Source organism: Kitasatospora gansuensis, assembly GCF_014203705.1.
Lineage (GTDB): Bacteria > Actinomycetota > Actinomycetes > Streptomycetales > Streptomycetaceae > Kitasatospora > Kitasatospora gansuensis.
Genome location: NZ_JACHJR010000001.1, coordinates 4,244,963 through 4,267,883, shown reverse-complemented (window position 1 = coordinate 4,267,883; position 22,921 = coordinate 4,244,963). Strand labels below are relative to the sequence as shown.

General features: G+C 69.7%; 22 protein-coding genes and 1 tRNA gene. 13 read left to right on the top strand and 10 right to left on the bottom strand.

All coding sequences use genetic code 11. The features are described 5' to 3' along the window. Window positions 1–113: 113 nt before the first annotated feature. Window positions 114–1,055: a metallophosphoesterase gene (locus F4556_RS18905; protein WP_184917427.1), complete on the top strand. Its 942-nt coding sequence runs from the start codon at window positions 114–116 to the stop codon at window positions 1,053–1,055. Between the two features lie 100 nt (window positions 1,056–1,155). Continuing rightward, a tRNA-Pro gene (locus F4556_RS18900) sits at window positions 1,156–1,229 on the top strand. 370 nt (window positions 1,230–1,599) lie between these two features. On the opposite strand, the gene F4556_RS18895 is transcribed toward F4556_RS18900, so the two are convergent. Further along, on the bottom strand, window positions 1,600–2,076 hold the full coding sequence (locus F4556_RS18895; RefSeq protein WP_184917424.1) for a hypothetical protein: 477 nt from the start codon (window positions 2,074–2,076) through the stop codon (window positions 1,600–1,602). A gap of 263 nt (window positions 2,077–2,339) precedes the next feature. On the opposite strand from F4556_RS18895, the gene F4556_RS18890 reads away from it, so the two are divergent. Continuing rightward, window positions 2,340–2,648 (top strand): hypothetical protein, encoded by a 309-nt coding sequence (locus F4556_RS18890; protein WP_184917420.1) that lies wholly within the window; start codon window positions 2,340–2,342, stop codon window positions 2,646–2,648. Window positions 2,649–2,908: 260 nt separating this feature from the next. Here the strand turns inward: F4556_RS18890 and F4556_RS18885 are convergent, their stop codons facing one another. From F4556_RS18885 to F4556_RS18875, 3 genes are all read right to left on the bottom strand, one after another. Further along, window positions 2,909–4,204 carry a site-specific integrase gene (locus F4556_RS18885; protein ID WP_184917417.1) on the bottom strand — a complete coding sequence of 432 codons (1,296 nt, stop codon included), beginning with the start codon at window positions 4,202–4,204 and terminating at the stop codon, window positions 2,909–2,911. Next, the gene (locus tag F4556_RS18880; protein ID WP_184917414.1) at window positions 4,201–4,419 is read right to left on the bottom strand and encodes an excisionase family DNA-binding protein; all 219 of its coding nucleotides are present in this window, start codon (window positions 4,417–4,419) and stop codon (window positions 4,201–4,203) included. Before F4556_RS18880 ends, F4556_RS18885 begins: the two co-directional genes overlap by 4 nt. 264 nt (window positions 4,420–4,683) lie before the next feature. After that, the gene (locus F4556_RS18875; protein ID WP_184917411.1) at window positions 4,684–5,187 is read right to left on the bottom strand and encodes a helix-turn-helix domain-containing protein; all 504 of its coding nucleotides are present in this window, start codon (window positions 5,185–5,187) and stop codon (window positions 4,684–4,686) included. Window positions 5,188–5,595: 408 nt separating this feature from the next. Here F4556_RS18875 and F4556_RS18870 point away from each other — a divergent pair, with 408 nt between their 5' ends. The 6 genes from F4556_RS18870 to F4556_RS18845 all read left to right on the top strand — a co-directional run bounded on the left by F4556_RS18870 (window position 5,596) and on the right by F4556_RS18845 (window position 12,460). Then, on the top strand, window positions 5,596–6,942 hold the full coding sequence (locus F4556_RS18870) for a DUF3631 domain-containing protein (protein ID WP_184917408.1): 1,347 nt from the start codon (window positions 5,596–5,598) through the stop codon (window positions 6,940–6,942). Between the two features lie 412 nt (window positions 6,943–7,354). Continuing rightward, entirely contained in the window at window positions 7,355–8,302 is a 948-nt protein-coding gene (locus tag F4556_RS38300; protein WP_246511046.1) for a DUF2637 domain-containing protein, read from the top strand. 394 nt (window positions 8,303–8,696) lie between these two features. Beyond that, window positions 8,697–9,362 (top strand): type II toxin -antitoxin system TacA 1-like antitoxin, encoded by a 666-nt coding sequence (locus F4556_RS39480; RefSeq protein ID WP_184917405.1) that lies wholly within the window; start codon window positions 8,697–8,699, stop codon window positions 9,360–9,362. Then, window positions 9,352–11,109, top strand: a complete 1,758-nt coding sequence (locus tag F4556_RS18855) for a relaxase/mobilization nuclease domain-containing protein (protein ID WP_184917402.1) — start codon at window positions 9,352–9,354, stop codon at window positions 11,107–11,109. Before F4556_RS39480 ends, F4556_RS18855 begins: the two co-directional genes overlap by 11 nt. A gap of 166 nt (window positions 11,110–11,275) precedes the next feature. Beyond that, on the top strand, window positions 11,276–12,028 hold the full coding sequence (locus F4556_RS18850) for a ParB/RepB/Spo0J family partition protein (RefSeq protein ID WP_184917399.1): 753 nt from the start codon (window positions 11,276–11,278) through the stop codon (window positions 12,026–12,028). A gap of 126 nt (window positions 12,029–12,154) precedes the next feature. Further along, the gene (locus F4556_RS18845) at window positions 12,155–12,460 is read left to right on the top strand and encodes a hypothetical protein (RefSeq protein WP_184917396.1); all 306 of its coding nucleotides are present in this window, start codon (window positions 12,155–12,157) and stop codon (window positions 12,458–12,460) included. 475 nt (window positions 12,461–12,935) lie between these two features. On the opposite strand, the gene F4556_RS39740 is transcribed toward F4556_RS18845, so the two are convergent. The 5 genes from F4556_RS39740 to F4556_RS18825 all read right to left on the bottom strand — a co-directional run bounded on the left by F4556_RS39740 (window position 12,936) and on the right by F4556_RS18825 (window position 16,570). Beyond that, window positions 12,936–13,436 carry an ATP-binding protein gene (locus tag F4556_RS39740; protein WP_376775725.1) on the bottom strand — a complete coding sequence of 167 codons (501 nt, stop codon included), beginning with the start codon at window positions 13,434–13,436 and terminating at the stop codon, window positions 12,936–12,938. A 75-nt stretch (window positions 13,437–13,511) separates the two neighbouring features. Continuing rightward, window positions 13,512–14,354 carry a hypothetical protein gene (locus F4556_RS18840; protein ID WP_184917393.1) on the bottom strand — a complete coding sequence of 281 codons (843 nt, stop codon included), beginning with the start codon at window positions 14,352–14,354 and terminating at the stop codon, window positions 13,512–13,514. After that, entirely contained in the window at window positions 14,338–15,234 is an 897-nt protein-coding gene (locus F4556_RS18835; RefSeq protein WP_184917390.1) for an aldo/keto reductase, read from the bottom strand. The genes F4556_RS18840 and F4556_RS18835 overlap by 17 nt, the downstream gene beginning before the upstream one ends. Continuing rightward, a complete protein-coding gene (locus tag F4556_RS18830; RefSeq protein WP_184917387.1) occupies window positions 15,231–16,418 on the bottom strand; it encodes a cupin domain-containing protein in 1,188 nt (395 codons plus the stop codon). Before F4556_RS18830 ends, F4556_RS18835 begins: the two co-directional genes overlap by 4 nt. A gap of 11 nt (window positions 16,419–16,429) precedes the next feature. Next, on the bottom strand, window positions 16,430–16,570 hold the full coding sequence (locus F4556_RS18825) for a hypothetical protein (RefSeq protein WP_184917384.1): 141 nt from the start codon (window positions 16,568–16,570) through the stop codon (window positions 16,430–16,432). 173 nt (window positions 16,571–16,743) lie between these two features. Between F4556_RS18825 and F4556_RS18820 the strand changes: the two genes are divergently transcribed. After that, window positions 16,744–18,060, top strand: coding sequence for an NsdA family TPR-like regulatory protein (locus F4556_RS18820; protein ID WP_184924808.1), 1,317 nt, complete (start codon window positions 16,744–16,746; stop codon window positions 18,058–18,060). A gap of 1 nt (window position 18,061) precedes the next feature. On the opposite strand, the gene F4556_RS18815 is transcribed toward F4556_RS18820, so the two are convergent. Further along, window positions 18,062–18,595, bottom strand: a complete 534-nt coding sequence (locus tag F4556_RS18815; protein WP_184917381.1) for an NUDIX hydrolase — start codon at window positions 18,593–18,595, stop codon at window positions 18,062–18,064. Between the two features lie 1,004 nt (window positions 18,596–19,599). Here F4556_RS18815 and F4556_RS18810 point away from each other — a divergent pair. The 3 genes from F4556_RS18810 (at window position 19,600) to F4556_RS18800 (ending at window position 22,410) form a co-directional block, all read left to right on the top strand. Further along, the gene (locus F4556_RS18810) at window positions 19,600–20,535 is read left to right on the top strand and encodes a DUF6192 family protein (protein ID WP_184917379.1); all 936 of its coding nucleotides are present in this window, start codon (window positions 19,600–19,602) and stop codon (window positions 20,533–20,535) included. Beyond that, entirely contained in the window at window positions 20,532–21,068 is a 537-nt protein-coding gene (locus F4556_RS18805; RefSeq protein WP_184917377.1) for a hypothetical protein, read from the top strand. The genes F4556_RS18810 and F4556_RS18805 overlap by 4 nt, the downstream gene beginning before the upstream one ends. A 736-nt stretch (window positions 21,069–21,804) precedes the next feature. After that, window positions 21,805–22,410: a hypothetical protein gene (locus F4556_RS18800; protein ID WP_184917374.1), complete on the top strand. Its 606-nt coding sequence runs from the start codon at window positions 21,805–21,807 to the stop codon at window positions 22,408–22,410. Window positions 22,411–22,921 lie beyond the last annotated feature (511 nt).

Here is a 22,921-nt window from a genome sequence, read left to right as displayed (position 1 = left end):
ACGGGCAACCGGATTGCCCGCTGATGCCCCGTCAGTCCCCTCCTTGCCCCGTCCAGTCCTCCGGCGGCACCGGTCCGTTCCCGCTCCGATCATGCGTCTGAGAGCATGGACCGATGCGACCGCTGTACTCCGTCCCACTCGGAATCGCCGCCACCGGCGCCGCCTGCCTCGCCTACTCCGCCGGGTTCGAGGTCCGCTCGTTCCGGCTGCGCCGGGTCGAGGTACCGATCCTGCCGAAGGGGGCCCGGCCGGTACGAGTACTCCAGGTCTCCGACATCCACATGGTCAACGGGCAGACCAAGAAGCAGCGCTGGCTGCAGAGCCTGGCCGGCCTCCGCCCCGACCTGGTGGTGAACACCGGCGACAACCTCTCCGACCCGCTCGGCGTACCCGCCACCCTCGACGCGCTCGGCCCGCTGCTCGACTTCCCCGGCGTGTACGTCTTCGGCTCGAACGACTACTACGGCCCGAGCCCGAAGAGCCCCACCCGCTACCTCAAGGCCCTGAAGAGCGGCGTGCACGGCCTGAACAACCCCGACGGCTCCGGCCGACGCGGCATCACCGGCGCCGTCCACAACCCGTGGGAGGACCTCCGCGACGGCTTCGACGCGGCCGGCTGGCTCGACCTCACCAACACCCGCGGCCGCCTCAAGCTCGCCGACCTGGACGTCGAGTTCACCGGGCTGGACGACCCGCACATCCGCCGCGACCGCTACAGCGCCGTCACCGGCGGCCCGTCCGCCGACGCCGACCTCTCCATCGCCGTCGTCCACGCCCCCTACCTCCGGGTCCTGGACGCCTTCACCGCCGACCGCTACCCCCTGATCCTGGCCGGCCACACCCACGGCGGCCAGCTCTGCGTCCCCTTCTACGGCGCCCTGGTCACCAACTGCGACCTCGACGCCCGCCGGGTCAAGGGCCTCTCCGCCCACCGCGCCGGCGGCCACCAGTCCTACCTCCACGTCTCGGCCGGCTGCGGCACCAACCGCTACACCCCCGTCCGCTTCGCCTGCCCCCCCGAGGCCACCCTCCTCACCCTCACCCCCCGCCGCTGACCCCCGCCCCGCCACCCCGGGATACCGGATTTCGCCTCACGGCACCCGTCCGGTAGAGTTCTACTCGTTGCACCGGAGACGGAGAGCAACGAAGCAGGACCGGGGTGTGGCGCAGCTTGGTAGCGCGCTTCGTTCGGGACGAAGAGGCCGTGGGTTCAAATCCCGCCACCCCGACCCAGGTCAGAGGGCCCGTCAGAGAAATCTGACGGGCCCTCTGACGTATGTGCCAGCACGGAAGTACAGCAACCGCCTCGACTGCTGGCGACCTTCACCAACCGCCGGATCAGTCGGCCGGTCGTCGGGGGCGGCTGACGCCGGGTCGGCAGAGCTGCTGCTGAAGGACGAGCCGACCTTCCTGAGCGCGTTGCGGCGCTGGCCGTCGGCATGCTTCTGCCGCCGCAGTCACGAGCACATCGATGGACCGCCCAGCACCGCTGCCCGCTCCCGGACAGATCCGGGCCAATGACGCGGCCGGTCGAGAGATCACCCGACCGAGCCCCGCAGTCGAGCCCATGCTCACCAAGATCGGCACGGTAACGGGCCGTCAGGTGCGGGTCACGACGAAGTCGACCTGCCCCTCGACGCCGGTCACGTTGATCTTTCCGTTGATCTTGGTGACGCGGGTGGGGGTGAGCCCCGGGGTGCAGTTGACGTCGGTGCTGCTGGCCATGCCGGCGTAGACCGGGAAGCTGATCTTTCCGCGTCCGCTGCTGTCCACCTTGAGCGTGAAGTTGCCGCTCTGGGCGCGGGCGTCGTCCCCGGTGCCGATCTCGGTCCGCAGGACGTTGGCGGTCAGGAAGACGGGCGTGATGCTGATGGCCCGCTTCTCGCCGACGAGGCTGACGGTGCCGACGAACGGGGCATCCGGGAGCAGGAGGGGGCTGGCCCCGACGTAGTCGGTCATCGCACCCCCGCACACGTTGGGGACGGCCGCGTGGGCGGGGCCGGCGGCGATCACGGTTCCCAGGCCGGTGGCCAGGCAGAGGGCGAGTGCGGTGGCGGCCTCGGTACGACGGGACATGCTCGGTCCTTCCGTTCACGGCCGCACGGTGCGGCCACGAACAGCTGAGCACCGACTTGGCCGGTCGGCGATCCGATGCTGCCAGATGGCCTCAGAAGCGGGTTCCGTCAGAGCACGCCCCTGGCGCGCCGCAGTCCACCGTGGGCCCGTCCGGATGACAGGGCGCTGCCGTCGGGGTGACGGACCGCGTGTCCCGGACGCGAATCCCCCCGGCCCAGGTACCGATGGGCTGTCCCCCTTCCCCGAAACCCCGAAGGAACTCCATGCGCATCCGCACCACACTGGGAACGCTCACCGGCGCACTCCTGCTCCTCGTCGCCGTCCCGACGTCGGCGCACGCCGCCGACGGCGCGGTCGAGTACGTCGACGACCAGGGAGCCAACCAGACCTTGATGGACCCGGAGAGCGGTAACTGCATCAACCTCGCGATGCCTGCGAAGAAGCTCAGCAACTTCACCAACAAAGACGCCGCGGTGTACACCGAAGCTGACTGCAACGGTGACCAGACCAATGTCAACTACAGCCGCACCGTAACCGGGGGGCCCTGGTACAGCATTTACCTCGACACGTGACCGCCGTGCGTGCCCGCCCCGGCCCCAGCGGCCATCCTCGGAGCCTGGCCGCCGGGGCGGGCGCGCACACGACACGCACACACTGACCCGGCAGAGAAACGACTGCGGCGCCGCCAGAGCCCTGTCACTCGTCTCCAGGCTTCAGCCGCGTCGCTCAGCGAGCGTCAGGCAGGGGTACCTGTGACGTCGGTCCCGTGAACGCCGATGGCCCGGCCGAAGGTACCTGGCCGGGCCACTCGGATGATCACCATGTCCTGCGCTTACTCCGGCGCTTCCGGACCATCATCGGCTGCGGAGGCCGGAGGCGTCTCGCCCTCTCCTTCCGCCTCGTCGGATCGCCCGACGTCGAGGGTCTCGCCGAGCTTCCTGAGCGCGTTGCGCGTCTGCTCGGAGGGGACCTGGGTGTAGATCTCCATGGTCACCGCGAACTGCGAGTGCCGGAGGATCTGCATCGCCACGCGCGGGTGCACGTCCAGGGCCGCCAGCAGCGTGCCGCAGGTCTTGCGGGTGTCGTGGACGCGGATCAGCCGCACGCCGGCCTGCTGGCAGCGGAACTCGAACCGCCGGTTGAAGTTGCGCGGCTCGACCGGGGTGCCGTACTTGGTGGTGAAGACCAGGTCGGACTCCGTCCATAGGTCGCGGGCGGCGAGCTTGTGGGCATCCCGGCTCTTCTCCCGCAGCACCAGGGCCGTGCGGCAGAGGTCCGGCAGCGGGAGCACCGACTCCGAGGCATCGGTCTTGACCTCGGAGTGCAGCAGGCGGCGACGGACCCGCTGGAGCTGCTGCTGGATCAGGACCTCTCCCCGGTCCAGCATCACGTCCGACCACCGGAGCCCGAGGACTTCGCCCTTACGCAAGCCGAGCACCAGGATCATCACGTAGGCGCCGTACAGGGGGTCGCGGTCGGCGCGGGCCGATTCGAGGAACCGGCTGGCCTCCTCGACCGACCACGGGATGACCTTGCGGGGGCGGGGCTTGGCCAGCTTGACGAGTTGGGCGACGTTGCGGGCGATCATCTCCTCGCTGATCGCGTAGGTGAGCGCGCTGCGGAGCACGGTGCGGGCGTCGGCGACGGAACGCTTGGACAGGTACTGGCGGCAACACTTGCTGATCGCGCAGCACTTCCGTCGCTCCTCGGGGCGGCGCTCGTCCTTCCCCTGGGCACAGCACTGGCAGGTGGTGGCGAGCTTGTTCAGCCACTCGCGCACGTCGCGGACGTTGAGCTTGTCGACCCGCTTGGCGCCGAGGAACGGGCCGATGTAGAGGCGCACGGCCGTCTCGTAGGTCGCGGCGGTGAGCGGCTTGAGGTTGACCTCGACCTCCTCCTTCAGCCAGAAGGCGAGGAACTGCTCCAGTGTCGGCGTGCTGGTGGCCACGGGGCCGGCCTTGGCCGCGGTGTGGAGCTTGAGCCACTTGTCGTGGACCTCGGTCCGGGTCTTGCCGTAGACGTACTTGCGGTCGCGCTTGCCGGTGGGCGTGGTCACCCAGGCGTAGGCCGCGAAGCCGTTGCGGTAGGGGTAGATGGACCCCTCGCCGTTGCCGCGCTTGCCACTCATGCGGCCACCTCCTCGGCGGTGGCGACGACGCGGGCGACGTATTCGTCGACCCACAGGGGCAGGATGCGGCGGTTGCGGCCGATGGCGACGGAGCGGATCTGGCCGGAGAGGACCAGCATCTTGGTCTTGGAGAGGCCGAAGCCGAGCATCTCGGCGACCTCGGCGGTGGTGTGCCACTTCCGCTCGATGACGGTCGTGGTGGCAGCGGTGGGCATGGAACTCCTCCCGGCGGCGCGTGGGCAACGCGCGGCCGTGGCGACTGTTGGGATGGGCGGTGGGTGGGTGCAGCTGCTTGTCGGTCCTCGGCGTTCGTAGCGCCGGGGGTCGGGCAGCGGGTGGTGCAGGTTACGGCGGCTCCGGCTCGCGGCCAAGAACGATCTTGGGCGGGCGGGCCGGGTCGGCCGTTCTAGGTTGCGAGCCGGGGCATGGGTGACCATGGGCCGATGGCACCGCAGCACCCGGAGGGGATCGGTGCGGTCCTACCGGTCGGCGTCCGGCTCCTTGCGGAGCGGGTCCCCGGGCGAGTTGGGGGCGGGGTACCACAGCGGCTGGTCGACGGTGGTAGCGATGCCTTGCGCTTCGAGGCGCTCGGCGACCTCGTCGTAGAGGCGCTGGGCTTCGTCCATCCGGGCCTTGGCTCCCTGCTCGATGTCGCGAGCGGTTCTCCACTCCAGCTGGGCGGCCTGGAGGGCGAAGCCGGCCTCCTGCAGCTCGTAGTCGGGTTCGTCGGGGCCGGCCACGGCCTCGGTCATGAAGTTGGCCGCCGGAACGCTGAGCGCCTTGGCGAGACCGATGACCTCGTCGAAGCGGACCGGGCGGGTGAGGTTCTCGATCTTGGCGACCTGGGTCTGGTGGAACTTGAAGCCGAGCCGGGTCATGCGCTCAGCCACGTCCTCCTGGGAGAGACGGGCGGCCTTGCGCAGGACCTTCAGGTTGTGGGCCACCAGGGCCTCGCCCTCCAGGGGCGTGAAGCGATGCACCATAGGGTTGACCATACCAACCTCCCTTCGATTACGGATGGGCGCGACGCGGCGATAGATAGAAGGTAGTGGCATGACATGTGTAACCGTCAAGCGGTTGGGGTGCATAGTTACCAATCCGTTACATCACACTCATCAGCGACTATGCGGAAAAAGGTTGAGATTTTCAGGCTCCATTCGCTTGACAGGGCGATAGGGGTCGCACTACGTTCGATCATGTCAGCATGGAGAACCCAACCCCCAGGAGGTTGCACGGGTGTGCGGAGCGCCCAAGTGTCCCGAGAAAAAACACGAAGCCCCCGGCGCTACGAACACCGGGGGCTGATCGGAAACCTCGCCACCGCCCATCCCAGGACAGTCGAGCTACGGCGGACCGGGTTGCCCCCCGGAACCGCCGAGTGAGGAATCGCCATGACCGAGAGTACTGCCTCCCGCCCCGCCACCGCAGCCCCCGGCCCGACAGCGGCCACCACGAACTGGCCGCCCGTCGCCAAGGCCGGCGAGCCCGGCGCCTACCTGCCCGGCCTCCAGCCCGAGGCGTCCACAGCCTGTGGACAGCCGGAGGCGGCACCGGCCGAGCCTGGCGCCCTGTCCGGGACCGACCTGCTGCCGGACACCGAGGCGACCGAGGGTGCCGACCTGCTCGCCCAACTGAAGGCCCTGATCGCCACCTTCGTGATCCTGCCCTCGGAGGAGGCCCTGGACGCCGCGACGCTGTGGGTGGCGGCGACCCACCTGCAGGGCTCGTGGCAGCACGCGCCGCGCCTGGCAGTGGTCGGCCCGGCGAAGCGCTGCGGCAAGTCCCGCCTGCTCGACGTCCTCACCGAGACGGTGCACCAGCCGGTGCTCACGGTCAACTCGACCCCGGCCGCGGTCTTCCGCTCCATCACCGAAGAGCCGCCCACGCTCCTGGTGGACGAGGCGGACACGATCTTCGGCAGCCCGAAGATGGCGGAGAAGAACGAGGAGATGCGCGGCCTGCTGAACGCCGGGCACCAGCGCGACCGGTACGTGCTGCGAGTGGTCGGCAACGACCACACCCCGCGCCGCTTCCACACCTTCGCCATGGCGGCCATCGCCGGGATCGGCGACCTCCCCGACACGATCATGGACCGCTCCATCGTGATCCGGATGCGCCGCCGCGCTGAAGGGGAGCGCGTCGCGCCCTACCGCACGATGCGCGACAGGCCCGCCCTGCACGCCATCCGCGACCGCATCGCCCAGTGGAGCGCGCCCCTGGCCGAGCAGGCCCTGCTGCTGGAGCCCGCGATGCCGGTCGAGGACCGCGCGGCCGACACCTGGGAGCCCCTGGTGATCATCGCCGACCTCGCCGGAGGACCCTGGCCCCGCCTGGCCCGCCAGGCGTGCAGGCGCATGGTCGACGACGAGGTCCAGACCGAGGAGGACAGCCCCGGCGGCGCGCGGATCCTCGCCGACATCCGCCGGATCTTCCACGCCGCCGGCGAGCCGGACAGCATCACCACCGACCAGCTGCTGTTCACCCTCAACGGCGACCCGGAAGCCCCCTGGGCCGAGGCCGGGCGGGGCGGGCTGAACGCGCGCGGGCTCGGCGCGATGCTCCGCGAGTTCGGCATCTCCTCCGGCAACGTGCGCATCGGCGACGGAACCCAGCGCAAGGGCTACCTGCGCCACAAGTTCACCGACGCCTGGCGGCGCTACTGCCCCACCGTCCACCCGACCGCACCCGGGTCGGAGGCGGGCACGGGTGCGGGCGTGGGCGCGGGCCCAAGAAGGTGACCTGCGCGAAACTGCCGTCCCTGCCGTCCCTGCCGTAACACCGCAGGTCAGGCGGCCTGCCGCCAAGACGGCAGCACCGGACAGGACGGCACAGCGTCCCGCACCGCCACCGGTCCGGCACCGCGCACCCTCCCAGCGCCCGCCGGGCCGGACCCGGGACGGCGACGACACCCGTCTTGTGCCGTCCCAGCCGTCCCTGCCACGAAACCGCAGGTCAGATGGCCTGCGAGTGGGACGGATAGCCGTCCCAAGACGGAAGAGCTCCCGTACCGGGACGCCACCGCACCGCGTCCAAGACGCCACCGGCCTGCCGCGCCCGCCCCTGCCGTAACCGCCCTGACCTGCGGATGCAACGGCAAGACGGCAAAGACGGCAACCCCACAACACCCGCCACCGCAAGGACCCCACCCGCATGCCCACCGCCCCGCCGACCGGCTCCGGCGCCTTCGCCCGCACCATCACCACCGTGGTGATGGCCGTCATCGCCGCCCTCGCCTTCACCTTCTCCTTCGGCAACGTGTGGTCCCTCGCCCTGCGCCTGGGCATCCCGCGCCCCGTCGCCCCGCTCATCGCCCCCATGGTCGACCTATCCGTCGTCGGCCTCCTCGTCGCCCTCCACCACCTCGCCACCACCGGCACCCACCCCGACCAGCTCCGCTCCGCCCGCTGGCTGATGCACCTGTGCGGCCTGCTCACCCTCGCCCTGAACACCGCCGAACCACTCCTCGCCCACCACTGGGGACGCGCCGCCCTCGACACCGTCGCCCCCACCCTCCTCCTCGGCTGGGGCACCGTCGGCCCCACCCTCCTACGCCACCTCCACCACCCACCCACCACAGGACCCGCCGACCGCGCCCCTGCCATCACCCAGCCCACCCAGGGCGACGGGATGGCCGAGGAGACCGGCAACGGATACACCGCCACCGACCGCGCGCAGGACACCGGGCCGCGACCGCCGGTCGGCGACGACAACGCGATGCTGACGCTGGCATCCGCCACCGGAGTCCTGCCCGACGAGTGGAGCGGCACCCTGGACGACCCCGGCCCCGCACAGAACGGCGGTCCACCGATTTACTCTCGGGACACCCCGACAGCAGGACTGTCCGGCCACGTCGGCGAGGAGCCCACCACCGGGCGGGACAAGCCGGTCGGCCGTCCACCCGGCGCCGACATGGCGAGGCTGCGCGAGATCGGCCTCCAAGCCGCCACCGCCGAGGGCAAGCTCACCCGCGCGGTCGTCGAGCGGGCCGTCCGCGCCGCCGGCCTCCCGCTCGGCAGCAGCCGCCTCACCGAGCTGATGAACGACCTCCGCCCGCGCTGGAACCCCGAGGCTGGCCGCCCGCACCCCGAAGCCGCCTGACCGGCCACACCGGACCGACCGGCCCACCCCCCGGTCGACCGGGCACCGCACGCCACCGGAAGACGGCCAACGGAACTCCGGCATCACCGCACCCCGCCGTCTGCCCTGCGGAACGGGTTCCGCAGAGCAGACGGCCCGGACACCGCCGCCCAGCGACCCCGGTTCCACAGCGCACCATCCCGTCCGACACCCGACCGACCCAGCCGGAGAGCACCCCATTCCCGAGCACCAGCACGCCGCCCAGAACGACGCCAAGCAGCCCGTGAAGTCCCGTACGCTGAAGGGCTTGTGGCGTAGGCCGTTGGGCCACCGGCACCACGACGACGGAGCAAGCTGGGGCAAAGTCCACATCGCCGTTGGCGACGCGGACTTTGCGCTTGACCCCGCCCCAGGGGTGGCGGGGCAGGACCGGCGCGAGGGCGCGCCGGACCAGGGGAACGTGACCGAGGGCGGCCACGACCAGGACCAGATCTCCGAGCCCCATGCCGATCCGCACCACCGCGTCGACGCCGAGCGTGCCGACGCCGATGTTCGCGTCGTTCGTGAAGCGCCGACCGTGACCACCGCCGAGTTCCTCCACCTCCGCGTTCCGGAGCTCGACCGCCCGGCGCTTCCGGTGGACGAGTGCATCGCTGCGCTCGCTGAGCGGATGTACCGGCCGCGTTCCGGAACCAAGCGCACCCTCCAGCTCACCTGCTCCGCGGAGCCGGCCGAGCGGGACCTGATCGACATCGCCGCCGCCAGGCTCGGACGCTCGCGCTCCGCGTTCCTGGCGGACTCGGCGCTGAGCGTCGCACAGGAGGTCGTGAAGACCGGCCGTCCCGACGGCTTCGTCCCCCTGCCCGACCGGGAGGCCGTCGACCAGCTCACCCAGGCGGTCGGCACCCACCAGCGGGCGATCGACCGGGCCGGCAACAACCTCAACCAGCTCATGGTCGAGGTCTACCTCGGTCCGATCCCCGAGCGCGCGATGAAGGTCCTGGAGGACCTCGGCGCCTGCGCCGCCGAGGCCCGCCTCGCCTACCAGCGCGTGGCTCCGGGAGGCCGTCGTGGTGCCTGACGTCTCCACCGGCTCCCGCACCCGCGGCCTGCTCTCCTACCTCTTCGGCCCCGGCCGGCGCGACGAGCACACCGACCCGCATATCGTCGCCGCCTTCGCTATGCCCGGCCTGCCCGACCCCGGCCGATCCCCCCTCGACCGGCACCACGCCCTCCTCGACCAGCTCGCCGACTACCTCGACCAGCCCGTCCGTGCCCGCGAGATGCGCCTCGGTGCGATGGTGCCGCAGCACGTGTGGCACTGCCCCGTCCGCACCGCGCCCGGCGACCGGTACCTCACCGACGCCGAGTGGGCCGAGGTCGCCCGCCGGATCGTCAACGCCACCGGCATCGCCCCCGACCGGGACGACAAGGGCTGCCGGTGGATCGCGGTCCGGCACGCCGACGACCACATCCACATCATGGCCACCACCGTGCGCGAGGACGGCCGCCGGCCCCGCAACAAGCGCGACGGCCAGCGCGCCCAGGCCGTGTGCCGCAAGATCGAGAAGGAACTCGGTCTGCGGCAGCTCAACCCCGGGGACGGCACCGCCGCGCCGATGCCCACCAGCGCCGAGCAGGCCAAGGCCCAGCGCAACGGGCATCAGCAGACCGCGAAGGAGTGGCTGCTGGAGCAGGCCCAGGCGGTCGCCGCAGCCGTCCGCGACGAGCAGGAGTACTTCTCCACCCTCACCGCGCTCGGCATCCAGATCCGCTACCGCATCGGCCCCGACAGCGGCGACGTCCTCGGCTACAGCCTCGCCCGGCCCGGCGACGTCAACGCCCAGGGCGATCCCGTCTACTTCGGCGGCTCCAAGCTCTCCCCCGACCTGTCCGTCAACCGCCTGCGCGAACGCCTCGCCGCTCAGCAGCCCACCGTGCCCGAGCGGCCGGCGGTCGAGCCGGACCGGTGGCGGCAGGCGGAGACCGCCCTCGTCGGCACGGTCCGCTTCGCCTTCCCCGGCCAGGACGGTGCCGACGAGGACGCGGGTGGTGGCGATCAGGACGGCGCGATGCAGGCCCAGGCCGCCGCGTTCGGTGAGCTCCTCCACACCGCCGCCCTCACCGCACCCGCCCACACCCGCGCCGAACTACGGGCCGCCGCAACCGCGTTCAACCGCGCCACCCGATCCAAGATCCGCGCCGAACACCAGCAGGCCGCCGCCCTCCGCTCGGCCGCCAAGGAACTCCTCCACGCCGCTGGCTCCGGCAAGGACGGCGCCGCAGCCGCGGCCCTGCTGTCCACCGCCCTGTTCGTCCTGATCGCCATCGCCCGCTGGCACGAGAGCCGAGGCCACCGCCAGCAGGCCGCAGCCGCCCAACAGGCCCTCGTCCACCTGCGGAGCGCCTACCGGCAGGCCGCCGAACCCGTCATGGCCGACCTCACCCGCCGAACCCCCACCCCCGCCACCACCGACCGCCTCGCCGCCCACGTCCACGCCGCCGTCCCCGACCACGCCCAGCGCATCCTCGCCGACCCCTCCTGGCCCGCCCTGGCCACCGCCCTCGCCCAAGCCGAAACCTCCGGCCAACCACCCCACCGAGCCCTCGCCGAAGCCGCCCGGCAACGGGAGTTGACCACCGCCGACCGCCCCGCCGAAGTCCTCCTGTGGCGACTGCGCAACGCCACCACCGACCGCCTCGACCAACGCGCCCACATCGCACTCACCCGCACCGGAAGCCACACCCCCACGGCGCCCGCGACCGCGACGCCCACCACCGCACCGACCGGCCCCCAGCCCGCCCACGACCACACCCGCCGACGCTGACCGGCCGAGAGGACCAGATGCCCCGAGCCCCACCCAGTGGCAGACGTCTCCAGCCCGGCGCTGGCCGCCACGCCAGGCCGTTCCTCACCGGGGTGCACCAACCGGGTGCACCCCGGCACCTCGCCCGACCCAGGAGCCCCATCTGAAGATCCACCCGTACGCCGACATGTTCCCGATGCTCGCCGAGGACGAGATGTACGACCTCGCCGAGGCCATCAAGACCCACGGCCTGCTCAGGCCGATCGTCCTCGACTCCGACGGCGTCCTCCTGGATGGCCGCAACCGCCTGGCCGCCTGCGAACTCGCAGGCGTCGAACCCACCTTCACCACCTACACCAGCACCGACCAGGTCGCGTACATCTTCGCGTCCAACGTCCGCCGCCGGCACATCAGCGCAGGCCAGCGCGCCATGGTCCAGGCCATGTTCCTTTCAGTTTCGGGACACTCCCTGCGGACCCACGCCAAGCTCCACGCGCTCAGCCGAAGCCGCCTGTCCCTCGCCAATACCGTCCTCAAGGCCGCACCCGACCTCGCCGAACAGGTCCGCGACGGCAAGCTCCCACTCGACGCCGCCGCCGACATGGCACGCGAGCGCAAAGCCAAGGCCGACGCCGACCAGGCCGCGCACGACGCCCTCCGCCGCAGCGCCCCCGACCTGGCCGCCCGGGTCACCGAAGGCCACCTCACCCTCGCCGCCGCCACCCAGGAACTCGGGCAGCGACAGGAGGCCGTCCACCGGGACCAGGAGCACCTGGCCGCCATCGCCGAGCACTGGGACACCCTCCAGGCACTCGCCCGCCAGCCCGACAGCCTCCACACCCGCCAAGTCCTCGACGGCCTCGCCACCGACCATCACGCGCTGATCACCCGCCTCACCGCCTACGAGGCTAGGTACAGCGACGTGGACCAGGCCGCCTGATCCACCCCGCGAGGCCAACGGCCTGACGGGGATGTCGATTTGATGTCATCTGCGCGGCCGGGAACATCCCGGCCGCCGTACGTCTTGTGGTGTCGCTGAACCCCGTCACCGGCCGAAGGGCACCACTTGACCAACCCCAGCGCTGACCACCGCCCCGTCGTCCGAGCCGTCCCCCACCCCGGCGAACTCGACGCCCACGGCATCCCCATCACCTGCGCCTACTGCCGCGCCCGCCGCGACTGGCTCCTCCTGAACGTCCGCCAACAGGTCTTCGTCCGCTGCCGATGCGCCCACGAGTGGCACGAACCCGACCTCACTCGCGCTTACTTCGACCAGCACTTCACCGAGGCCGAGCATGAGTGGGCCGACTACGACACCGCCATGCGCGCACTCGCGTTCGATGGGCTCCTAGCCGGCGCCACCTGGGCCTAGAGCATGCCTTGCTGATGCCAGCAACTGCTGGCATCAGCAAGGCATTTTCCGCTTCAGGCGACCGGCAGTGGTGCCCAGCAAGAGGCACTTGTCCGTTCGGCCCTCCTACCAGCTCCGCGCCCGGATCATCGCGGCGAAGCGGGGCCTCGGGCGAGGGCTGCTGACTGTTGAATGACTGTCGGCCGCATGAGCACCCGCAGCACGGATCTGATCCTCCATGGCCACCCGCCCGGGGTTGGCAGGCTCGTTCATCTTGCTCGTCTCACTCTTCGGTATCGGCTGCGGGAGCGCCCCGCCCCGGTCGTCCGTGGTCCACAAGTCACGTCACCGGGGCGAGGGTTGTGCTGCCCAGCGGTTGCAGGTGCCGCTGGGGGTTTAAGGGGCCGTCCCGATCCCGAGGGACGGACCAGGACGGCCTACACGGGAGGGGGCCCCGCGCCTCCGCCATGCGGGAGCGGCGGAAGACTGGGAGCCGCTACGAGGCAGCGCGTATCTGCCCGGTGGGCCTCACCCGTGCGGGCCGCAGATGGATGACCGGGGAAGCCGTAGGCGGCCGGGGAGGGGCCGGGCGGGCGAGCTCGGCCCAGACGAGTTTGCCGAACGGCATGGGCTGCATTCCCCAAGCGACCGAGCTGGCTGCTACCACGGCGAGCCCCCTTCCACCGGTCAGCGAATCGGTCAGCGGCAGGAGAACCGGCACGGCCGGCGAGGAATCGCGCACTCCTATCCGCAGCACTCGGTGGTCCAGGCGCAGAGACAGGCCGATGGTGCGGCAGCCGGTGTGCACCACGGCGTTGGTGACCAGTTCGGAAGCAACCAGGAGGGCAGCCGCTTCGAGGTCAGCGACTTCCCACCCGGCCAGCGCGGCAGAGACGAGCGCCCGCGCGGTCTGGGAAGAGGTCGGCGAACCGGGGAGCAGCCGCCACCGGCCCCGGACCGCCGGAGCGAGCGGCTCCGGAGCTGGTAGGGCGGTCATCTTTCGTCCTGGGTGGTCTGCATGGTGCCCTCCAGTGGTGTGGCCGAAGCCGTCAGCGCCGAGGGCAGACAGCTCTCAGCCGCGGAGTTCGACGAGGTGGCCGATCCGGGCCCGTAGCGGGCCTTCCAGCTCGGTGTGGTCGCCGCGTTCGATGCCTTGGAGCAGCTCGGTGGCGATCACGAGTTCGGCGAAGCGCCCGGCTGGGGTGTCGAGGATGTGACCGAGGTGGTGCCGGATCTCGGCTGCGGTCTCGGGGACGAGCAGGGAGTACGCGTGCAGGACGGCGGCGTCGTAGCCGGCCGGTGCCACACCCCAGCCTTCCCAGTCGAGCACGGTCAGGGTTGGCTGGGTGAGGTTCGCCCAGTGCAGGTCGCCGTGGGCGGTGGACCACGCGGGGACGGTGGTGTCGAACCCGGTGCCGAGGTACTGCGGCATCGCCCGATCGAGGTACTCCTGCCGCACCGCCACCCGGTCGGTGGGCACGGCCGCCACAGCGGTGAGGGTGGTGTCCAGGGCCTTCCACCAGGTGTCACCGACAGCCGGGGCCGTACGCAGCAGTGGCCCGTCGCCGGTAATGGTGGGGTCGGTGATCCGGTCGTACAGCTCGGCTAGGTAGCCGTTGCCGCCCTCGGTCCAGGTCTGCCACGCCCGAAGGTGCGGGCGGGGAACCCCAGGAGGCATGGAACGTTCAGCCTCCTGCGGTCCGTCCCAGATCTTCCCGCCGGCCTTCTCCGCCGGAGCGCACACCAGACGCAGCCAGGCGTTGCCGCTCACACTGGTGACCGGGCGGCCGAGGGTACGGCCGCGCCAGCCCCAGGCCTCCCGGTCCCCATCCAGTGCCACGGCGAGGGCCGAAGCGGCGGTGTGGTGGGCGTTTCGCATCCGCGTGGCGGTGTCGTTCTCAGGTTCCGAGTACATCCGTGACCTTCCGGAGCAAGTCCTGCGACAGGGGCGCGCGGCCGACGGCATCGGCGGCGCGGCTCCAGTGTTGCGGGTTGCCGGTCGAGAGCAGGACACGCGAGATTCCGGGGGCGGAGGCGACCACGGCCAGGGCCGCCTCCGCCGGAGTACTGCCAGGGGTGATGAGCTCGGCGAGTTCGAGCCCGACCATGTCGGGGATCTCCCCACCGTGCAACGGGGCCGACGCGAACACCTCCAGGCCAGCGCTCGCCGCTTCCACCAGGACGCCCAGGCCGTCGAGAGCCAGCCCGACAGGAGCCAAGTGGACGACGGACACCGGGAGTTGGACGGCCGACAGGTGGTGGTTCAGGCCGCCGGCCCGGACGGCAAGGGCGACCAGGTCCGCCACATCGAACACTCCGCTGCTGAATCCCCGCCATGTCGCCACGCCGTACGCCTTGATGACACCCTGGTTGCAGGCTTCCTCCAGTGCGAGGAAGGCCGCGTAGAGGCGCTCGGTGACGGCGCCGGGCGGGCAGTCGTGTTCGGGGTTGTGGACGAACACGATGTCCGGGGCCCGGCCGAGGCGGCGTGCGCTGCGGGTGACTTGCCAGGCGACGTAGCCCGGGGCCAGGCAGTGCCCGCGCCGGGCGTCCGCCGGGGTCAGCATCCCGGCTCGTACCGCGATCCGCCCCGTGTCGGCCGGGATGAATCCGACCTTGGTGGAGACCTTCAGGTCCGGGTGGCGGACCAGCACCGGAGCAAGCGCGTTCTCGGCCTGCCCGTGCGAGTAGTTCGCGGCGGTGTCCACCCAGTCCGCGCCGAGGGAGGCCGCCATCATGGCGTCCCGCCGCACGTCCCGGCACCGGTAGGTGCCGAGGCCCAGCCGCGCCCTCACTGCCCTGCTCCGATGGCGACGACCTGACCTTCTACCAGCTCCGTCACGACGCCGGCCGCTTGGGCGGGAGTGATTCCCGCGGCCTGCGCCAGGTCGGCGAGCCGGTGCACGTCCCCGTCGAGGAGCAGAGCGAGCATCGGTTCGGCCTTCGCGGCGAACGTCCACTCTTCCCCGCCCGCGATCAGCCGTGCCGTGGCCCCGTCTCCGGAGTCGAGTACAGCGCGCGAGGCCACCAGGCGCACCCGCAGGTCCGGGTTCGGCGGGGCCGCGGTGATGTACGGCAGCGAGGGGGCGAGACGCGCCCGCTCGGTCGCATCCCGGCTCGCGGCGAACCGGGTGATCAGGTCAGGGCTCTCCAACTCGGAGGCCACGAGCTTGGCGAGGGCGCGCAGGAAGGCCTGCTGCTCGGCTTCGGTACCGAAGCGTGGCACGTCCACCCGGACGCCCTCCTGAGCGCGCAGGGCCTCCGACAGCCAGGTGATCAGGTCCGCGCCGGTGGTGCTCTGCATCCCGCACGTGAGGTGGAGGGAGTGCTGCCCCTCGGAAGCGGCGACGGCGTGCCACCAGCCGCGCGGCAGATACAGCAGGTCGCCGGCGGTGAGGACCAGCTCCGCGACCGGGGTCTCCGGCGGAAGTTCGGGGGAGTCCACGTCGCGGTGCATCGGGGCGACGCGGGTCGGACCGTAGATCCGCCAGCGCTTTGCCCCGTCGAGCTGGACGACCACCACGTCGTGGTCGTCCCAGTGGACCCCGAACCCTTCGGTGCTGGTCCACGAGGCGTAGAGGTTGGTCTGCACCCCGGTCCGCAACCAGCGCTCCAGGTCCATGGCCAGCCCACCTACGCCCTGGTGGAGTTCGTCCACCGCGTCCAGGACCAACGTGGCCCCTTGTGCGAGCTGCTGGTGGAGTGCGGAGGGCTGGAGCTGGTTCCACACCGTGCTTCGCCGGGTGACCACCGGCCGGGAGTACAGGTGCGTCGGGAGCTGGGTGCCGTCGGCGGCCAGGCGGAAGCGGGGGGATTCGAGCCGGTGGACGGCCAGGATGGCGTTCAAGTCATCCCAGCCGAAGAGGCCGGCGGTTGACGTGGCGTCACCACGTACGACCTTGTAGCTGCGGCCGAGCGTCTGGGCGAGGAAGTCATCCCCGCCCAGACGCTCAACCACCGAGGGCTGCTCGGCGGTCATGAGTGCAGCCGTCAGTCGTTGGTGTCGGTGCGGCCGGTGGACCCGCCGTCCGAGGGCTGCTCGTCGCGCGAGCGGGCCGCGACGACCTTCGAACGGGACAGGAGCAGGGCGTCGCCGTCCAGCTCCGTGTTGGTGGTGAGGTTCTCAGACATGAGGAACTCCCGATCCGGTGACTGCCGCCGGGGCTCCGGCGGCTGACAACCACGATCGCCGCCCGGGTAGTTCACGGATAAGGCCAGCATGGGTACCCATGGTGGGTAAACTCGCGGTCAGTTATCCCGCGTGACAGTGAGCGATGATCGTCCCGGCGGTGGGGGTGCCGGATATGACTGATTCCACTGCGCCGCCAGGGCTCTCCGGCCGCCTGCTGGCAGACCCGGAAATGATCACTGCGTGCCGGGCCCGCGACTTCGCCCGGATCTTCCAACTCGCCAGGTCCAAAGGCGGATTCCACTCGTCCCGGATCGCCCGGATGTGCGAGATGACACCCAGCAGGGTCGGCGAGGTCATGTCGGGCCGACGGCAGATCACCAACATGACCGTCATCGAGCGCATCGCAGACGGGCTCCGGATTCCTGGCCACTTGCTCGGCCTCGCGGGCCGGGAGTGGGAGCGCCCGAGGGCTGCCGCTCCAAAGCTGGCGGCCCCAACCACTCCGATGATCGTGGAGCCCTGGGCGCCACCGGGCCCCCTGCCTGGATCGGGGTTGGACGAGATCCTGTCCATCGCGGCCGGCACCAGGGTGACGCCGACCGTGCTGCGGTCGCTCCAGGCGTCCATCGAGGACTACTGGCGGCGTGACGACGAGCATGGCGGTGAGGCTCTCCGGCCAGCAGTGATCGGGCAACTCAGGTACGTCATGGGCGTGTTGCGAGAGACCACCGATCCCAACTACCGGCGCAGCCTTCACGGCATCGCGGCTGAACTCGCACGCCTCACCGGCTGGACCTACTTCGACGCGCGCCAACACAGGACCGCTCAGAGCTACTTCACGGAGTCCCTCCGGCTGGCACGAGAGATCGACGACAACCCGTTCGTCGCCAACGTGCTCGCCTGCCTCAGCCTCCAAGCGACCTACCAGGACAGGGTCAACGACGCCATCGCCCTGGCGCGGGCCGCACAGGACAGCGCACTTCTCGACGGCGGCACCCCGCGGTTGCTGGCCATGCTCTCGACCCGTGAAGCCTTCGCCCACGCCAGCGCCCAGGACAAGCAGGCAGCCCACCAGGCCATCAACGAGGCCCACCGCTACTTCGGGATGATCAGCCAATCGGATGACGATCCCGCCTGGGTCCAGTACTTCGACCAGACGAAGCTCACCGTGGACACCGGCATCGCCCTGGGGCAGCTCGGAGACGTGGTCGCGGCGGAACCCCTCATCACCGAGGCCCTGCGAATCGAGCCGACAACGAACCTGCGGGGCCGGGCGTTCCACACGTTCTGGCTGGCCCGAACCCAACTCCAGCTCCGGGAGGTGGAGTTGTCCTGCGCAACGGCAGGCAAGACCCTGGACCTCGCGGCGGCTGTGGACTCTCCGAGGGTCACCGCCCACCTCGGAGAGTTCCGACAGCTGCTCAAGCCATACGCTGATGCTCCGCTGGCGGCCGAACTGGCCAGCCGAATCGACGAATTGGCCGCCTGAATCAGAGGCCGGCTTCGTCCAGCAGCAGGTACAGCACCCCGACGAGCGAACCGCTGCTGACGATCTCCCGTCGGTCGATCATGCCGCGCAGCTCGGACAGCGGAATCCACTCGATCCGATCGGATTCATTGCGCTCACTCGGAGGCCCCGCGTACTCGACGGCATCGGCGCGGAAGACGAAGTGCTCGGAGTCGGTGATGCCGTTCGCGGGCTGGGCGTAGATCAGTGGTCGGATGTCGCTGGTCGTCCAGCCGGTCTCCTCCAGCACCTCGCGGGATGCGGCCTCCGCCGGAGTCTCGTCCGCCTCGATCAACCCCATGGGCAGTTCCCAGGCCCACGAATCGGTGATGAAGCGGTGCCGCCACATCATCAGCACCCGCTTCTCGCTGTCCACCACAGCGGCCACGGCCAGGTGCCGCAGCTTCAGGACGTGGTGCTCCCAGCGGTGCCCATCGGGTTGTTCGACATCGACCATCCACAGGTTCACCCATGGGTTCTCGTAGATCGGACGTTCCCCGTGGATCTTCCACTGCATCGCTGCGGCCCCTCTCGACGGACCCTCAGCATGCCAGAGACGAGGGTCCAGCGGAGCAGCTCCACCGAATTTGCGTCAAAGTGACGAATAGTGCCCCTTGGGCCAACTCCCCGCGACCGGTGCCCTAGTGACCAAGTCGGATCTGCTTGCCGCCATCGACTCCCGCCAGCACCCTGGCCTACACCGCAGTCGCCAAGCTCGACACCCGGCCGACCTGGACCACCCCGGTCCGTCAATCGGCAACCGGCGAACCTGGAACCATCTGGCCTGTCGAGATGACCTCAGCAACCTCGCTGGTGCAAGTCAGGCCGCCAGTGTCACGCTTCCGCTCTGCCGGACGCTGCTAGGCGTTCCTTCTGCCACGCCGCGGGCGCCGACGCGGGCACCCATCCATGCACCTGGTGAGGCCGGACGTACAACACGTCTTTGATCTGGTTATGCGGGCCCCATCCCACTTCTCCCGTCACGAGAACAAACGCCCCGGGCGGCACATGCCAACCCTCAAACCATGCGTCCTGCACCAACCCCGACCCGCACCAATGCACCTGCGCCTTCGATCCCCGCCGCGCCCGCTGGTACACGTTCACCGCCTGCAGTAGGCGGGCTCCTGCCGCCCAACGGGCTTCCTGCTGACGCAACATCCAATCCCACTGCGCGGCCAGTGCTGCGCGCTCACGTCGACGCCGACGACGTGGGACCGCGATTGCGAGTGCCAAGAGGCCGGCCCCAAGTAGCAGTACCGGCAGGTAGGGGAGGAAGGTCCTCATGGACCCATCAGTAGCCCACGGCGCTCGTCGTGCGCTACCTGGACCTGCCGAGAGAGTGGTGCTGCGAGAGCCTCTGCACGACGGACAGCGTTCGAGCTGGCGGCCGTTTGGTCCCTAGCCGTCTTCGCTGGACACTGGGGGTGACCAGCGAATTTGTTCCGGGCTGCCCGCAACCAAGATCAGCTCTTGGTTGCTGTGTCACCTCGTGGCAGGCCGGTCGGTCCCGTTGGAGGCGACATGCCCGCGAAGACGGTCGAGAGTCCGTTCCCCAAGCAGTTCACCGACCGCCAGTGGAATCGGTACGTGCACCAGGGGCGCGATCTCGTTGATGAAGGCAGTAGCGTCCAGTTCAAGCTGGGAGACCTGACTCTCAAGATGATCCCCCTGCTGGGCCCAGAAGGGGGAAACCGTGGTGTCTTCATCGTGCTGGATCGCTACGCGGACGAGATCGGCAGCAACGTCCACACCCTGCTCCGATATCGACACGAAGCAACAGCCTGGCCGCCGGACAAGCGCGCAAGCGGCGTCTCGTGGTCGATCCACGCAGCACTCGACGCACTGGAAGATCGCTTCGAGCTAATCCACAACCCGCCCGACGGCAAGCGATGGACGGAGGACAAAGCCCTCAGTTTCGCCGGCCGACTGCCTCACAGGCCTCTAACCAAGGCAGAGAAGCTTGACCGAGTTCGAGTCCTGATGAACCAGGACGAGTATGCCGCCGAGGCCGTGGCCGAGATGCTGAAGCGGCCAAACGTGGCCCACCAGGTCATGGCGAGCCCAGAGAACCAGAGAATCGTCTATCGGGCGCACCACGAGCAGCGTATCGAGGCGGCGAACGCCCGCTTCGCCGCCGCCCACGAGCGCGACGAGGAGGAGGTTGAGGAGCCTGTCCGTGAGGTGCGCCGTCGCGAGCCCGCGGTGGACTACACGCGGGCGTCCACTGAAGTGCTCGAGCTGATCGGCATGGGCACCACGTTCCTAGTAGAGCTACAGAGACTGATCCCGAACCTGCATGTTGCAGAGTTCACTGACCGAGAGGTCCGGGCCGTCTTGGACAACCATCGGCGTATTCGCGCCGCTCTCGACTGGTGCGACACAGTGGTGACCACCGGAGAGAAGTCCATGGATGACGAACTGGCACGGATCCTCGGCGAAGGCGATGACCTTGAATGACCTCCCGCCGCACCCCCGCCACCACATCAGCTCAGGCGGCCACTCACCAGGGCCGCACTCCCCCCGTATCCAGCCAGCACCTTGCCGAGCTCACATGGCGAATCCTTGAGCGCGCCGGCGAGGACGTGCTGGTCACCAAAGAAGCGATCACTACCGAAATCCACGCCACCGACAGCCAGTTCTCACGGCTCAAGGGCCACATACGCGACCACGTCACCCTGGAAAAGGGCTTGGCGTTCCTCGCGTTCCGCGGCGGCTACATGATCACCGCCGATCCCGCGAAGATCGCAGAGAGCGTCGGCTGGCGCCTCCACTGCATCAACACCGAGCTGCGGCGGCTTCTGTCCGGGTGGATCAACCCACTCGGCGACCAGGTCGCCAACTACGAGGTCCTGGCGATGTACCAGGACGAGATCGGGCACATGCTCCGCCTAGAGGAGCGTATGCGCAAGGCCGCCTTGGCGATGCCGAAGCCCGTCAAGGGCGCTGGTCGAAGGCGTCGTCGAGCCCGAGCCGCGACAGCCCCGGCCTGACCACAGCGACGGCACTGTGATCGCATGTCACGGCAGTCAGCACCTGGCCCCGCCAACGCACGCAAACTGCTGCGCGCGCTGACGGAGCTCGGTGCCGCCCCGGTCCCAGACCCGAAACAACGGCCCCACGGAGTGCAGTCACAGGACGCCCCGCTCCTAGTCGGAGTTCTGCTCGCCAAGGCCGAACTCGACGCAGCCCAGATGACAGACCCCGACCAGGGGCCACCAGGCGGACTCAGCGACCTCCTCGCCGGCTACCAGGGGCTGGCCAGATCCTCCGATAGCCCTGAGACCGAACTGAAGCTCCTCACCTTCCGACTGATCCGCACCGCCTCCGAGCTCGTCCTCCTCGAAGACGACGATCCTCTACTCGACGCAGCGTGCAATGGAGCTCTCGCGGCTGGCAACCTGATCAACTGCTACCGGCTCCGCCAGTACACCCGCGGAAACGCCCGAGCTGTACAACAAGCGCTGGAGTCCGCAGACCGGTTCACGCACGATCTCACTCGTGCCATGGCTCAGGCCCGCTCCAGGACAGCACGAATAGGCAGATCATCCCACTTAGCCTCATCCATGTTGTCAGCGACGCCCAAGAGTCGCCTCGGGCCACAGCAGTGTCGCGTGCCTGCCTCTGGAGTTTCGCGATTCCGGTGGTGCAGACAGCACGGACTGCGGGATCGTCGTCTCCACTGCCCCCACCAAGGGCGCACTGGGAAACGGCCGTTGGAGGGGCACGATGGGGAAGCAAGAGACGTGGACAACGGACGAGTTCGGTGCCTCGCATGAGGGTGCGGTCGGAGTGCTCCTGGCCGACGGCACCGCTCCTGGCCCGATCGCCTACCCGATGACCAGCAGCGGGGCCGTGCAGCTGGTGTCACAGTGGAGCGCCTACAACGGCCGCTTCAGTTTCACCCCACGGGCCCAGGCACTGCGTGCTGTGTGTTCCTGCGGCTGGACCGGTGCCGAACACAAGCTGGACTGGGACGAGATCGGCGAGCAAGACCTGGCTGAGGGTGGTGACAAGGCGGCGGAGGCTTGCCTGCTGGACTGGGACAAGCACACAAACGACGTGGAGAAGTCGACCGTTCCGCTGCCCGAGACGGTCACCGACCTGCTTGGCCAACTGGCAGAAGAGATCGAGAAGCTGACGAAAACCTCTCCACTCGCGGCACTTCGAGCGGTCCGCCGGTTGGAGGTCACCGCCACGGAGGTCGGCTACTGGGCCGCCCACGATGCTCGACGCGACGCAGATCCCGAACAGGCCGCTGTCGCCCTCGGCCTCGATGAGGCAGCTGCGTTGGAACTGCTGGCCCGCCTCGGCCGCTGGAGCCCCTACGCCTGATACCCGGTTCTACTCAGTGCCACGGCAGTGCCGCGACCGGGACCCGGCCCCGTGTCCCACCCCTTGATCGCGCTCCGAAAGTACAGCAGCAAAGTACAGCAACCAGCCCGTCCGGCAGTGACCAGCAACGCACCTGACACCACCTCTGACGTGCGCAGATGACCTGAGCGACCGCCCCGCCTGTAATTCGGGACGAAGAGGCCGTGGGTTCAAATCCCGCCACCCCGACCCAGCCCAGAGGGCCAGTCAGAGAAATCTGACTGGCCCTCTGTCGTTGCTGCCGACGTGTCAGGGCCGACGGACCGGTGCCGGTGGAGCTGGTGTGTCTCGTGGTCCTCGCTGCTCTCCGGGCCCGGGTGAATGCGCGCGGTGGGCCCGGTGAGAAGTATTGAAAAGCAATGTGACGTGTGCCATTTTACTGCGCAGGCCCGTCACGGACGGGACGTCTTGCTCCAACCCCCAGGAGTGAACCTTGCGTGCCATAGCCACCGCTCTGCTGGTCGCAGCCATC